We start from the raw sequence: 14,707 nt of genomic DNA, 5'->3' as shown, positions 1-14,707 counted from the left end.
GTTTAGGCGATACCCGTTTTTTCTTTAAATGCGACATACGCCTTCTCCCAAGCCTCATGCTGCTCCGGCTCGTACACTTCAACCGGGAAGGACTCTCGAATAACCTTGCGCGCTTCCCAAATATCAGCAAGCTTGCCGCTGGCAATCCATTGCACGATCATGTTGCCGATGGCACTGCCCTCCACTGGTCCCGCCCAAACGGGCTTGCCAATCGCATTTGCAGTCCATTTGCAAAGCAGCGTGTTCTGAATGCCGCCGCCAACCATGTGAAGACCGCTGAAGGTATGGCCAGACAGCTTCTCCGTTAGCTCAAGCACAAACCGGTATTTGAGCGCCAGACTCTCCAAAATACAGCGCACGATCGCTCCTGTATCCGCTGGCGGAGTCTGCCCTGTGCGCAGGCAATATTCCGCTACTCTTGCAGGCATATCTCCCGGATGAAGAAATAACGGGTCATCCGGATCGATGAATGCAGCAAACGGCTTCGCGTCATTAGCCAGCTTTACTAATTCGGGGAAGGTGTAAGAAATTCCTGCACGTTCCCATGAGCGTCTGCACTCCTGCAAAATCCACAGGCCCATAATGTTCTTCAGCAAGCGGTATGTCCCGTAAGCGCCGCCTTCATTCGTAAAATTCAGCTGCTGAGCTAGCTCATTGATAACGGGCTCTTGAACCTCAGTACCCATGAGCGACCATGTGCCGCAGCTCAAGTAAGCAAACGACCGATCAAGCGCAGGCACTGCCGCAACCGCTGATCCAGTATCATGCTCCGCAGCTGCATAGACGGGAACGGACTGGATGCCCAGCTCCTCGCAGACAGATTGCCGCAAGCTGCCAACTCGCGCGCCTGGCTTAACGACCGTGCCGAACAAGTCCGGCGATATGCCGATTGCGCGAATCAGCGATTCATCCCAGCTTCCCGATATTGGATTATATAGCTGAGTCGTCGTCGCATTCGAAAATTCATTGAACATTTCGCCAGTCAAGAAATAGCGGAGCAAATCCGGTATCATCAGAAAATGCTTCGCATCACGCAATAACGGTGAATCGGCTTTCTTCAAGGCTGCAAGCTGATAAATCGTATTAAAAGGCAAAAACTGAATGCCTGTCTTCTCAAAAATACGGGATGCCGTCAGCTCTAAAGCGACCTCTTCCATGACGCCATCCGTATGATGATCGCGATAATGATAAGGATTGCCAAGCAGCTCTCCGTTGCTTCCGATCAATCCAAAATCGACTGCCCAAGAATCGATCGCGATGCTATCCAGCTTAATGCCGCGATGCTTTGCCTTAAGCAGGCCTTGCTTGAGCTCATGCAGCAGCCGCAAAATATCCCACTGCAGCCGATCGCCGACCTGCACCGGATCATTCGGGAAACGATGCAGCTCCTCGACCTCGATCTTGCCGTTGTTCAGCCTTCCGAGCAGCGCTCTTCCGCTGCTCGCCCCGAGATCATAAGCGAGGATGGTCACCAGCTGGCACCGCCCTTGCCCCTCACCAATATGTCTTTGCCGTAGCTGCTGCTTAGGTAAGCTTTCATCGGATCAAGCGGCAACCCTTGCTCTTCGCGAATCGCGTGCAATAGTGGCGTTACGTCAAATTCGAAAGCGCGGCGAACGGCATCCTCTGCGCCTAAAACGTCATTGCGCTCAGCAGCCTCGTTGACTTCGTCATGATTAATAAGCAGCGCCTTCGCGAATTGCGTCTGCACATTCAGAACGGAGCGCAGCATCGCAGGAATTTTTTGCTCGATATTATGCGATTGGTCAATTAGATAAGCGATATTTTCTACATTGCTGCGGATAGCAGCATCTGCGTCATTTGCTCCGCTTAGAATTTGATAGAAAATCAAAAACAGCTCATAAGGATTCACAGAGCCGACAATGAGATCGTCATCGGCATATTTGCGGCTATTGAAATGGAAGCCTCCGAGACGTTTCTCGTCGATCAAATAAGCGACAATATGCTCAATATTTGCGCCTGGCAAGTGATGCCCTGTATCAACAAGCACTTCGGCTTGCGGCCCAAGCTTTTGCGCCAGATTATAGGCCATGCCCCAATCCGCTAGATCGGTGTGATAGAACGCGGGCTCGAAGCACTTGTACTCAATCAGCATCCGCATATGAGGCGACATCGCATTGTACATTTCGGTCAACGCTTCCTGCATCCAGCCTTTGCGCTTGCGAATATGGCCTTGACCTGGGTAGTTTGTGCCGTCAGCAAACCATAAGCTAAAATCACGCGAGCCTGTCTCCTTAGCGATATCTACGCATTCCAATAGGTGATCGGTTGCTTTTCGGCGTATAGCGGCATCCGAATTCGTAACGCTTCCGAGCATATAATCCTCATCCTGGAACAGGTTCGGATTGACCGCTCCAATCGCTAGCCCAAGGCCCTCTGCATGGCTTCTTAGCTTGCTGTAATCGTCAACTTTGTCCCAAGGGATGTGAATCGCAACGGATGGCGCAAGACCCGTCAGGTTATGCACCTGCGCAGCGTCCTCGAATTTCTCGAACGGATTGCGGGGAACGCCTTCCTTCTGGAACACCTTAAAACGCGTACCGGAATCGCCGTAGCCCCATGATGGTGTCTCGATTTTGAGCGCTTTCAATTTTGCTTTTACATCATCTATATGAATGCCTCTAGCTTGCTGCTGCTCCTCAAATAACCTATAAGCTTTATCGGACATTTTGAACACCCTTTCACATCTATTGTCATTATTTCATTGGAAAAGCCATCGTAGACATCAGCGTGTTCTCAGCTTGCGTAGAGTCCAAGCGGCTGTATTGTACGATGATCGGAATATCGCTCTGTACCTCGATGGCGTAAGGAACGCCGATTGGAATCGACGCCCCTTCCTTCATCAATGAGCTGGTGCGGATATGATTCGTGCGTCTGCCTTGTACAACAACCACAATATCTTCTATTGGCTCGCGATCCTCAAAATATATGGTTATACGAATCGTTGCTTCTTCCGAGGAACAGTTCAGGACGCATATCGATTCATGGCTGGTAAGTGCTCCCGTGCTATCTGGCGGAATATAGCCATCGGGAATGAACCAAGACTTTTCTCCTCGCGCTTGAAACATATCGCATCAAACCTCCTATCGAGTGAATGCAGCAGGCACGCCGCCGTCAATGGTTAGCATGCAGCCAGTCGTTTTATCCGCTTTGGATGATGCGAAGAACGCAATGCCCTCAGCAATGTCGCGCGGATAAATGTTGACGAGCAGCGTTGTGCGCTTACGGTAATATTCTTCCAGCTGATCCGGCTCAATGCCGTATGCCGCTGCACGCTCATTGCGCCAGCTGCCGTTCCAAATCGCCGATCCCTGCAAAATCGCATCCGGCAAAATCGTGTTCACTCGAATGCCGAACTCGCCGCCTTCAGCTGCGATACAACGTGCCAAATGGGCTTCCAGCGCTTTGGCAGAGCTATAAGCGGATGCATTTTTACCTGCGTACACCGAGTTTTTCGACCCAATGAACACCATGTTTCCGCCAATGCTTTGCTGCTTCATCAATTTGAACGCTTCACGCGCTACCAAGAAGTAGCCTGTACCGAGCACGTTCATGTTCAGGTTCCATTCCTTAAGTGAAGTCTCATCGAACGGGCTCGAAGTCGCAAGACCCGCGTTGTTGACGATAATGTCAACGCCGCCGTACGCAAGCGCCGTCTCCGCGTAAGCTGCTACAACCTGCTCCTCGCTCGTCACATCCATTTTAACTGCTGTCGCGCGGTTATCGCCGTATTTCTCGTTAATTTCAGCAGCTACCTTCTGTGCGCCTTCAAGATTAAGATCAGCGAGCACGACATGCGCGCCTTCCGATACTAGACGGCGTGCCGTTTCGCTGCCGATGCCGCCAGCGCCGCCCGTAATGAAGGCAACCTTGCGTGAAAATTCGGTTTCTGCGGGAGCAAGCGACAATTTGTAAAGCTCCAGCGGCCAGTATTCCACGTTATACGATTCGTTCTCGCTAAGCGATACAAAATCGCCGAGCGCCGTTGCGCCGCGCATAACCGCGATCGCGCGGTGATAAAGCGCGCCGCTAACCTGTGCCATCGCCCAGCTTTTGCCCGTATTGATCATGCCGATGCCTGGAATAAGAATGACGCGTGGCGCTGCTTCGAACATGACGTCGCCTTCGTTTTTGTTGCGTTCGAAGTAAGCTTTATATTGTTCTTTATATGCAGCGATTCCTTCAGACAATTTCGCTTTCAAGCCATCGATATCCTCTGCGTTAGGCGTCCAGTCAATGAATAATGGAACGACCTTGGTGTGTACCAGATGATCCGGGCAAGCAGCGCCAACCTGGGACAATTGCAGTGAATCCTGTCCACTTACGAAAGCAAGCACATCCGCCTCATCATCAAAGGTCAAAATCATTTTTTTCGCATCGCTAACCGCACCGCGGATGGTTGGCATTACTTGTGCAGCAACGCTTCTGCGCACATCCGCTTCCAGCACCTCGTATTTCACGCCACCGAACAGCGACGCCTCGTCAAAGCGGGATTCAATGAACGCTTCCGCCTCGGAAATGATTTTGATCGTTTGCGCGTAGCATTCCTCGCTCGTCTCGCCCCATGTTACTAGACCGTGCTTCTCCATAAGCACGAGCTCCGCATTCGGGTTAGCCAGAACGCCTTCAGCAATCATTTTCGAGAGGTTGAAGCCGGGACGAACATAAGGAACCCATACGAAGCGGTCGCCGAAAATTTCTTTCGCAAGCGCTTTGCCGTTATCCGCACAGCACAGGCTAATAATAGAATCCGGGTGTGTATGATCCACATGCTTAAAAGGAAGAAATGCATGCAGCAGCGTTTCGATAGACGCGCGCGGGTGCTTCGAATCGATCATGCAGTTGACAAGATAAGCAACCATCTCTTCATCAGGCATTTCAGAGCGTTCGAACAATGGACGAATATCATCCATACGCAGGCCGGTAAAGTTGCCCGCCTTCATCGAAGCCAAATCCGAGCCGCTTCCTTTGACGTACATCACTTCCACATCGCGGCCGCGGAAGTCCTTTACGGTCGTTTTGCTAGACGTGTTGCCGCCGCCGTAATTGCATACCCGGCGATCTGCGCCAATAATGTTGGAGCGATAAACGAGCTCAGCTAATCCGCCTTCCAGCTGCGATGCTTTTTCATTTTCCCATAAGCTTTGTACCATGAATATACCTCCGAATGATGTTTTGTATTTGTTTGAATCGATCTTATCATATTTGTTTGTTTTTGAATATATAAATTTCAAACATAAACGGAAATGAAAAAAGATATAAAATCAAAAAAGAGACCAGCTATATGAAACAGCAGACCTCTTCTACCTTGTGGGATCTTATTCCATTCCTTCAGCATGCTGATGGACGACAACCCCATAACCATCAAATGCTGATGCTGCCAATGTTCTTCCTCTTCTATTAAATAAAAAAGATAGTTTCTGTTGCACTTTGTATTTCTAGAACTACCCAACTATCGCTTGGGTATTTGCAGTTTTTACAATAGAATTCTCTCCATAGCCCCCTCTCCTTCGGCTACGTTGCAGTTTGTGCAACAGAATGATCCGATTATCTAGTATTCACCTCAAAAGAGACTCTTTCTAATGCATTTCTGCAATGTAGCTGCTCAATCCACGCTTCATGTCAGGTTTCTGTTGCATTAAGCGCAACGTAAGGCGGAGCTTCCTTCAATGCTAGACGTAAAACAACAAATATAACAAAAACAGCAACAGCGAAAGCAGCAGTAAAACAATCAAACGAACGCTCGCTCGAACGACTTAACAATTGATAGAACAAACAATGGTACGAACTATTGATCGAGGGATCGAGGGATGGAGGGATCGATCGAAAAACCTAAAGACAAAAAAAGCTCCGCAAGGTCACATTGACCCTGCGGAGCCCCAATCCTGCTCTAATGACAGCGGAGCGTCATTTCAATATCTTGATTGTAATTGCCGAAGCCTTTGCCGAACAGCGTGACGCCGCCGCAGTTTTTGGCCGTCGCGCTGCATGAAATGCGGAACAAAATTTCTTTGTCATATGCCAGCATCAGCTGATCGATGGTGACATTCGAAACTTGTATACCATCAATATAGGAGCCTTGAGCGTTAACCCTGATCGTCTTGATCAAGCCATGCTGAATATTTTTGTGCCACCATTCCGGCGTATACAAGCCTCGCGTGCTGCCAAAATCACCGGGATACGTCCATGTTCCGATGCCGACGCCATTTAACGAAAAGGCAATATCAGATGGCAGATGATTCACGCTGCATGGTGTTTCCGAGCAAATTTCCATCGATATTTCCAGCGATTCCGGCGTTTCATTATTGACCATATAATTCGGAATACGATATTCTACGTAGCCAGAGCCAAACCACAGCACCTTGGCCTGGACATGCTCCGGATCGGCAAAATACCGCGGATCATCGCACATTCCGATCATTTGGGTATCGTTTGCTAGTCCGCATGTGGGCTTGATCTGACAGGATGAATAATGGCCGACCGGAATCGATACAAGATACCGTTTCGATTCATCCGCTGCCGGCGCGCCTCTAAATAGAAGCATGGCTTGTGTAAGCTGCAAGTGGCAAATCTTTTGCATGCCTCGTTTTCCCGGTAAACTCTCGCAGCGTACAATGCCTGCCTCCTCCATCATATGAATATGCCGCGTTACTATAGGAGACTTTATATCTAGCGCTTCGGACAAGCTTTTTATATTCATCGGCTGCACGCTGAGCAATTCAATCATTTTAACCCGCGTATGAGATGAAAAGCATTCAAGAAACTTCATATTGCGACTGCTGACTTCGACTTCCATTTTGCTGCTTCCCCTTCGCTTCTATCAATTGCAACCCATTATATAACTAAAAAGTTATCCTTTCAATGCTTTAATGTAATAGAACTTGACATTTATTTTCGATATCACTAGAATAGACGGCGTATACATAACTTTGAAGATGTTTAGTTGCTTTTCTAGTTACCTAAATACCCTTAGGAGGTAAGTCATGAATTCATTTCAATTTGTAAATCCTACCCATATCGTCTTTGGCGAAGGCACCGCAAGTCAGGTTGGCCAATTAGCCTCCAAGTACGGTAAAACGATTCTTCTCGTTTATGGCTCAGGAAGCATAAAGAAAACAGGCTTGTACGACAACACGGTAAGCCTTCTTAACGAAGCTGGCATCAAGGTGCACGAGCTTCCTAATATTGAACCAAATCCTCGCCTATCCACAGTAAACAAAGGAATCGATATTTGCCGCAAAGAGGGCGTGGATTTCATTCTTGCCGTCGGCGGTGGAAGCGTTATCGATGCAGCCAAAGCGATTGCCGCAGGCGTTCCCTACGAGGGTGATGTATGGGATTTCTTCACCAACAAGGCCGTGATCGATAAAGCGCTGCCGCTTGGAACGATCCTTACGCTTGCTGCAACCGGCTCGGAAATGAACGGCTCCTCCGTCATAACGAACTGGGAAGAAAACCTGAAGCGCGCCTTTGGCAGCCCTTTTACGTATCCTAAATTTTCAATTCTTGATCCGACGCTTACCTATACGGTACCTCGCAATCATACCGTTAACGGCGCTGTCGACATTATGTCGCATGTGTTCGAGCAATATTTCAGCTTAACCGAAAACACGCCGCTCCAGGAGCGTTTCTGCGAATCGATTTTGCAAACGGTTATCGAAAATGTGGAGATCGCTATTGCTAATCCGGAGGACGCTGCCGCTCGCGCCAACCTGATGTGGTGCGGCACAATGGCATTAAACGGCGGGCTTATAAGCGTTGGCATGGCCAACGATTGGGCTTCGCATGGCATTGAGCATGAAGTAAGCGCGATCTATGATATCCCGCATGGCGCTGGCCTTGCCGTTATTTTCCCGAACTGGATGAAATATGTGCATGAAGCGCGCATCGATCGCTTCGTCCAATATGCGACTCGCGTATGGGGCGTAAATCCCGAAGGCAAATCCGATCAGGAGATTGCTCTTGAAGGCATTCAAGCGACACGTGATTTTTTCACTCGCATTGGCGCTGAGTCACGTCTTGCCGACTTTGAGATCGGAAGCGACAAGCTTGATCGGATGGCTGAGGAAGCCGTTCGTTACGGCGCTATCGGCTCGTTTAAGCGTCTGGAGAAACAGGATGTTAAAGCCATTTTAGAATTATCATTATAATTTGGAGGTCGTTTGCACATGACAAATGCACGAATCGAATCCACCACATTAAGCAATGGCGTTAAGATGCCATGGTTCGGCCTTGGCGTATGGAAGGTAAAGGATGACGGCGAAGCAGAAAGAACGGTTACCTCTGCTATCGAAGAAGGCTACAGACTGATTGATACGGCAGCAGCTTATAATAATGAAACAGGCGTAGGCGCCGGCATCCGCAACAGCGGCATCCCTCGCGACGAAATTTTCATTACGACTAAAATTTGGAATGCGCATCAAGGCTATGAATCCTCGCTTACGGCATTCGAGGACAGCAGACGCAAGCTCGGCGTAGAAGTCGTTGATTTGCTGCTTATCCATTGGCCTGTCAAAGATAAATATACCGAAACCTGGCGCGCGCTTGAGAAGCTATACCGCGACGGCTATGTACGCGCTATTGGCGTCAGCAACTTCCAAGTCCATCATTTGCAGGATGTTATCTCTTCCGGCGAAATTGTACCGATGGTCAATCAAGTTGAATATCACCCGCTTCTGACGCAGCAGCAGCTTCACGCTTTTGCGAAAAGCAACAACATTCAGCTGATGGCTTGGAGCCCGCTTATGCAAGGCAATCTAGATCAAAGCATCCTCTCGGACATTGGCGCCAAATACGGCAAATCGCCTGCTCAGATCGTGCTTCGCTGGGATCTTCAAAACGAGGTTGTTACGATTCCAAAATCGATTAATCCGGTTCGCCTGAAGGAAAATGCGGATATTTTCGACTTTGCTCTAACAGCAGAGGAAGTTGCTCAGATCAGCGCGCTTAACCGAGATCACCGTTTTGGCCCGGACCCAGATAACTTCAATTTCTAAGTCGATAAATAATAAAAGGCAGCGGACGTTTAGAACATGAAGCCCATGTTTTAGACAGCCTCTGCCGTTTTTTTATTATTGGATACAGCAAGTCACCTCGAACAGTATTCCGTCTAGCGCACGAAAATACAGCGTATAACCATCCCTGATTTTTCTTGGCTTATGCTCCATTTGAATATGAGCTGCTGTGAGACGGTCATACATTTGATCCACTTCAGCTTGAGTTTCCACATAGAATCCAACATGAAAATCTTTTGGATACGTTGGCCTCTCGCCCCCGAATGCCTTCGGGCTGCTAAGTACGAGAATGAAGCCATCTCCGTCATTCATCACGACAATCGCGTCCCCCTTCTGGTCCAACAGCTGGAAAGCGAATAAGTTCTGAAAGAAGTCCCGTGCTTCCCGCAAGTCGTCTACGCATAAATTCAAGTGGTTAAGTTTCATTTATCTTCTCTCCTTAAAATGATTTATCTAACATCGTTAGATTAATCTAACACCATTAGATTAATCCGATATGCTATAATTGTCAACTGAAAGGAGAAATGTTTGATATGGCCAGAAAACGAATTCAACATCCATTCGAAATCAATGGTTTTCAACATAGTGAGGCTGCGCACATCCCCTTGGATCGAGAACGGATTACGCAATCTGCTATTCGATTACTTAATGAGTTTGGCTTGAAAGAGCTGAGCATGCGGAAAGTAGCGGAAGATCTGATGGTCAAGCCCGCTTCCCTGTATTACCATGTGAAGAGCAAAGATGAGCTTCTTCAATGGATGGCCGATCACATTAGCTCCGAGTTGACACAGCATGATCCTTCTCTTCCATGGGCGGAGCAGGTGCTGCAGTGGGGAGAACAATATCGTAGAGTTCTGCATAACTATCGGGACGCTGTTGAAATATTCAATTCCACAATCGCTTCCGGCTACAATCGTTTGACACAGATTGAAAAGCTTTTTCAAATCCTAGCTGCAGCCGGGTTTCAGGATAGCCAAATCCCTTGGATGGCGTCGATGTTAAAAAACTATGTCCTTGGGTTTGTAACGGAGGAAGTTCAACTGCGCTCCATTGCTGGCCAGCATGATACGACGCAAGAACAGCTTAGCGAGCAGTATAACAAATTTTATAACAATCTTCCAAAGGACAAGTTTCCGAACATGATTCGTTTAGCGCCATATATGACAAACACGGATTGGCAATCGGAATTTCAGTTTGGCTTGGGCGTATTAATAGATGGGCTGCTTGCTAAGCTGCCATCCGTTCCATCATAACTTTGCCCTCAACGTAAAAACGGCTCCGCCCCATTGAATGGGACGGAGCCGTTTCTGTAAGCTGATATTATAGCGAGTTGTAAGCTCGCAGCAATGTGTAACGATTCGGCCTTACATGGTGAGCTTCCAGCAGGCTGCGCATAAGCAGCTCCTCATCGACGCCAAGCTCTTCCGTCGTAGACGGCCCGCCAACCTGTCTCAGCCATCCGCGAATCATTCTCTCATCAGGAAGGGCAGCAATCGCTTCTCGATTTCTCTCCGGATTAGCCGTGAAAGCTAGCCCCGACTCTCCCTCCGCAAGGCGGTGATAGAGCTTGGAGATTTCCGCGCAAGCTACGCCAACCTTCGCACCGTGCAGCAGCTGTCTTTTGCCGAGGCGAATATATTCCATTTCCCAGAAATGCGACAGATGATGCTCCGCGCCAGACGCCGAATGCGACTGACCGAACAGCAGCATCGCAAGTCCCGACTCTATCAACGCTTCAATTAGGATGCGAATGCCTTCCGGATCACGGCGTGCAATAAGGTCGATATGCTCCACGCACTTGGTCAGCGCGATACGTGTAATTTCGGCTACCTCTTCGGAATATGGCTCGCCGCCCTCCGACGCGCCAAAGCTCCAGTCAAGAAGGGATGTATATTTGCCAAGCATGTCGCCAAAGCCGGCGGCTACCATCGCGGCCGGCGCGTTCGCGAGTATGTCCAGATCTGCAAATATCGCATCGGGACCAATCGCGGCAATCGTCTTCTTCTCGCCGCGAATGATGATAGGAGCGCCCTTGGAATTAAAGCCATCCACGGATGGCGCTGTTGGTACGGACACGAATGGAATGCTCGCCGTGTAAGCTGCATACCTCGAAATATCATGAATGGTTCCCGAGCCAGCGGCAATGACGACCTGCGCTTTTTGCAGCTGAATATCAAGCAGCAGCTGCACGATCGAAGCTTCATCGGCAATAACATCGCCCTGACGGTCCGGCTTTATGCTTGTAATATGAACGGAAATGCCAAGTGCGGCTATAGCTTCCTCCAACGTTTTGCCTGCAATCTCATATGTGTTCGCGTCCACCGCAATGATGACCTGGCTATAATGCTGCTCCTTCAAATAGGGAGCTACCCCATGAATCGCTCCCGCGTCAACCAGAAGCGGGTTAATTTCAATCGAACGCAGCGTTTCTTCATCAAATCCAGCAGCTAATTTTTTAACGTTATCGATAAGGGATGACAATTGCTTCGCCTCATTTCGTTATGGATATGCTTTATTCTGCTCTTGCAGGACACAGCTTGTCAACCTTAACGATTGGCAGACACCTGCCTTGATTGGTTAATATTCTCTGCTTGCCAGCGCCATTTTGGCAGATTCCTGCGTAAATACCCCTTCGGATGTAATGATCTTCATCGGGAGCTCCTTGCCTTCGGATAAATCCTTAACCGCCTTCATGAGCTGGGGGCCGAGCAGCGCATTGCACTCTACCGCAAAATTAAGCTTGCCGATGCTGAGCGCTTTGAGCGCTGATTTGGTCGCGTCGACAGAAATAATAATAATGTCCTTGCCTGGACGCAAGCCGTAGTCCTCAATTGCCTCCACAGCGCCCAGTGCCATATCGTCGTTATGCGAATATACGACGTCGATCTTGTCGCCTTGCCGCCTCAGAGCAGCAGCCATCAGCTCCTTGCCTCGTTTTTTGGTGAAGTCCCCCTCCAACGATTCAACAATGGCAAAATGGTTATCCGTCCCAATCACTTCATTAAAGCCTTGCTTACGTCCCACGGCTGGCGCAGAGAACGGGGTCCCCTGCAGCTCGACAATCTGATAGCTTTCCCCTTGCTCTGCCTGCTGGATCAGCCACCTCGCTGCCCGCCTTCCCTCCTCGCGGAAATCCGAGCCGATATAGGCCGTCCAAAGCGTATCATCGCTGACGTTCACTTCCCGATCGGACAAGATAACAGGAATGCCTGCCCGCTTCGCCTCTTGCAGCACCTCGTCCCAGCCGGTCTCCGTCTTCGGCGAAAACGCGATGACATCAACCTTTTTCTTAATAAACTGGCGAATGAGATCGATCTGTTTATCTTGCGATTGGTCAGCATTCTCGTACAAAAGCTCAACTCCAGCCTCCTTTGCTGCGTCGATAACCGATTTCGTATGGGCGATCCGCCAGCCGCTTTCCATGCCTACCTGCGCAAACCCGACGACTAGCGAAGCCTCGGGCGATTCCTTAGAAGGTCCCGGAGACGGAGTCAATCTCGGCATGCCCGTATCGACCCATTGGTCCGTTATTTTCTGGCTTCGCAAGATCACTTTTTTTGGAATGCCCTTCTCCTTGTTCAAAATATCGATCGCATAGCGAATGGCTTCCTTGCCGCCGGGCGGACTTGTAAACGTCCCCGTCAGCTTATTCTCGGATACAAGCTGCAGGCTGCCATTTTCGGAATTCACCCCATCGATGCCGATAATGTTAATGTTCGGAAGCTCAAACCTCTGCACCGCCCGATAAGCGCCGAGAGCCATCGCTTCATTATGGGCGAATACCAAGTCCACGTCCCGGTGTTCCTTCAGCCAATCGATTAACAAATCCTCCGCACGGTCGCGCTGCCAATCCGCATTCATCGTCTGAACGATGCTCAGCTTGGAGCTTTGGATCGCTTCACGGAAGCCCTTGCTTCGCTCATCCACGGTTGGTGAGCCTGCCAAGCCTTGTATTTCAACGATATTCCCACCGGCAGCGCCAAGCGTATTCACGGCAAATTCGCCCGCTTTTCGGCCGATCATCTCATCATCCGTACCGACATAAAGCGTATAATCATAGCCCGTCACCCCTCTGCCCAGCACAATAACGGGAATATCGTTGTATACGGCGCTTACCGTTTGCGTGAGGGCGACTGGATCATCCAGTGAAATAATGAGCAGATCGATGCCGTACCCGACCAGCTTCTTCACATCCTGCGCTTGTTGGTCACTGTTCTGGGCAGCATCGGTGAAGATGACGCGCATATCCTCGTGCTTGCTTACCTCCTGCTGAATCTCCTCATTCATGGCAACGCGCCAAGGCTCGCTCAAATTGGGCTGCGATACGCCGATCAAATATTTGTAGCCGTTATCGTGGTCCCCACTATCTGAATTCGTCATGCAAGCCCGCGCTAGAACGACCGCCGCAATGAACATCATTAAAAAGAGCAGACGCTTCGCAACTTTACTGCCGATCATGAACGTAACCCTTTCTTATAAACCATTGGAGACGTTCCCGTCACCTTCTTAAAGGCGCTGCTAAAATAATGCTGGCTGCTGTAGCCTACCTTCTCCGCGATTTCATACACCTTGAACAACGGATCGCTCATCAGCTGAATCGCCTTCCGAATGCGAACCTCCGTCAAATAATCAATAAACGATAAACCAAGCTCGCGCTTTAGCTGCTTGCTAAGGTAAGTTGGGCTTACCTGCACGCCTTCGGCTACATCGCCAAGCGTCAGCGTCGGCATCCCATAGTTGCGGTCAATAAATTTTTTGGTCAAAATGACAATCGGGGACAGGCTTCCCTTGCTGCCAAGCTCCTTCAATATGGAGCGGTATAGCTTCGGAAAATCTTCTATAAAATCTGCCGCCTGCTGCTCGACGATAATCGTTTTCTCAAGCAGCGCTTCCATCTTATCTTGAATCTTCTGGCCAAGCCGCAGCCACTCGGCATACTGGTCTATCCGCCCGAGCACGATAATGTGACCCTTCTTATCGTTTAGAACGACGTTTCCCCCCTCAGCGCTTGCCGATAACAAATCCTCGGTAATATTTTTTAAAGCGAATTCCAGCAAATCCCGATCCCATACTCGCATCGCTTTGCCCGACTCCACGTTATGAATGACCTTAAACGCAATCATGCCGACAGAGCCCTTCCAGCCTAGCTTCAGAAAAGCAGTCTGGCTATGAATTTCGTCAGGCGCCAAAATACCTTCAAGCCATTTCAATAGAAACGTGTCTCGAATGGCACTGGCGTTCGTTTTGAGCTGCTGATCCATCCAAACGAGCTTTTGTTCCTGATTGCGTGCCTGCTCAAGCTCCGCGATTGCTTTCCGGACGACGCTCTCCAGCTTGCTCTTCACGACGGGCTTGAGCATATATTCAAATACATGCAGCTTCACGGCCTGTTGGGCGTAACGAAACTCGTCATGTCCCGAAATCACGATAACGATGCAGCGCTCCAGCGTTTGCCGCAGCCGCTCGATAAATTCCAGCCCGTCGACGAAGGGCATGCAAATATCGACAAACAAAATATCAGGCTTTCGCTCTTCAGCGAGCTCGAGCGCTTGCAGACCGTTCTCTGCTTCCCCGACCAGCTCAATGCCAAGCTCCTCCCATGGAAGCACCTTGGACAATCCTCTACGAATTTTCGGCTCATCGTCCGCAATAAGCAGTTTCCACATACGATA

12 protein-coding genes are annotated in these 14,707 nt (G+C 49.5%); 3 read left to right on the top strand and 9 right to left on the bottom strand.

From position 1 onward, the window contains the following. Positions 1 to 2: 2 nt before the first annotated feature. The 5 genes from HI950_RS00150 to HI950_RS00130 all read right to left on the bottom strand — a co-directional run bounded on the left by HI950_RS00150 (position 3) and on the right by HI950_RS00130 (position 6,817). Positions 3 to 1,472: a rhamnulokinase gene (locus tag HI950_RS00150; RefSeq protein WP_169082140.1), complete on the bottom strand. Its 1,470-nt coding sequence runs from the start codon at positions 1,470 to 1,472 to the stop codon at positions 3 to 5. Beyond that, complete coding sequence (rhaI, locus tag HI950_RS00145) at positions 1,469 to 2,689, bottom strand: L-rhamnose isomerase (protein WP_169082141.1); 1,221 nt, start codon at positions 2,687 to 2,689, stop codon at positions 1,469 to 1,471. Before rhaI ends, HI950_RS00150 begins: the two co-directional genes overlap by 4 nt. A 28-nt stretch (positions 2,690 to 2,717) precedes the next feature. Continuing rightward, positions 2,718 to 3,089 (bottom strand): sensory rhodopsin transducer, encoded by a 372-nt coding sequence (locus HI950_RS00140; protein ID WP_169082142.1) that lies wholly within the window; start codon positions 3,087 to 3,089, stop codon positions 2,718 to 2,720. A gap of 15 nt (positions 3,090 to 3,104) precedes the next feature. Next, entirely contained in the window at positions 3,105 to 5,174 is a 2,070-nt protein-coding gene (locus HI950_RS00135) for a bifunctional aldolase/short-chain dehydrogenase (protein ID WP_169082143.1), read from the bottom strand. 737 nt (positions 5,175 to 5,911) lie between these two features. Further along, on the bottom strand, positions 5,912 to 6,817 hold the full coding sequence (locus HI950_RS00130) for an ArsR/SmtB family transcription factor (RefSeq protein WP_169082144.1): 906 nt from the start codon (positions 6,815 to 6,817) through the stop codon (positions 5,912 to 5,914). A gap of 187 nt (positions 6,818 to 7,004) precedes the next feature. Here HI950_RS00130 and HI950_RS00125 point away from each other — a divergent pair, with 187 nt between their 5' ends. Both HI950_RS00125 and HI950_RS00120 read left to right on the top strand, forming a co-directional pair. Further along, positions 7,005 to 8,171 (top strand): iron-containing alcohol dehydrogenase, encoded by a 1,167-nt coding sequence (locus HI950_RS00125; protein WP_169082145.1) that lies wholly within the window; start codon positions 7,005 to 7,007, stop codon positions 8,169 to 8,171. A gap of 18 nt (positions 8,172 to 8,189) precedes the next feature. After that, complete coding sequence (locus tag HI950_RS00120; protein WP_169082146.1) at positions 8,190 to 9,017, top strand: aldo/keto reductase; 828 nt, start codon at positions 8,190 to 8,192, stop codon at positions 9,015 to 9,017. 75 nt (positions 9,018 to 9,092) lie between these two features. Here HI950_RS00120 and HI950_RS00115 read toward each other — a convergent pair whose 3' ends face one another. Then, entirely contained in the window at positions 9,093 to 9,461 is a 369-nt protein-coding gene (locus HI950_RS00115) for a VOC family protein (protein ID WP_169082147.1), read from the bottom strand. Between the two features lie 107 nt (positions 9,462 to 9,568). On the opposite strand from HI950_RS00115, the gene HI950_RS00110 reads away from it, so the two are divergent. After that, complete coding sequence (locus HI950_RS00110; RefSeq protein ID WP_169082148.1) at positions 9,569 to 10,288, top strand: TetR/AcrR family transcriptional regulator C-terminal domain-containing protein; 720 nt, start codon at positions 9,569 to 9,571, stop codon at positions 10,286 to 10,288. A gap of 67 nt (positions 10,289 to 10,355) precedes the next feature. Here the strand turns inward: HI950_RS00110 and HI950_RS00105 are convergent, their stop codons facing one another. The 3 genes from HI950_RS00105 to HI950_RS00095 all read right to left on the bottom strand — a co-directional run bounded on the left by HI950_RS00105 (position 10,356) and on the right by HI950_RS00095 (position 14,701). Continuing rightward, on the bottom strand, positions 10,356 to 11,516 hold the full coding sequence (locus HI950_RS00105; protein WP_169082149.1) for a sn-glycerol-1-phosphate dehydrogenase: 1,161 nt from the start codon (positions 11,514 to 11,516) through the stop codon (positions 10,356 to 10,358). A gap of 96 nt (positions 11,517 to 11,612) precedes the next feature. Then, entirely contained in the window at positions 11,613 to 13,493 is a 1,881-nt protein-coding gene (locus HI950_RS00100) for a substrate-binding domain-containing protein (RefSeq protein WP_169082150.1), read from the bottom strand. Continuing rightward, entirely contained in the window at positions 13,490 to 14,701 is a 1,212-nt protein-coding gene (locus HI950_RS00095; protein WP_169082151.1) for a response regulator transcription factor, read from the bottom strand. The genes HI950_RS00100 and HI950_RS00095 overlap by 4 nt, the downstream gene beginning before the upstream one ends. Positions 14,702 to 14,707 lie beyond the last annotated feature (6 nt).

Source organism: Paenibacillus sp. PL91 (assembly GCF_012935325.2).
Classification (GTDB): Bacteria; Bacillota; Bacilli; order Paenibacillales; family Paenibacillaceae; genus Pristimantibacillus.
The sequence above is the reverse complement of the archived record's forward strand: the minus strand, read 5'-3'. Positions and strand labels throughout refer to the sequence as shown.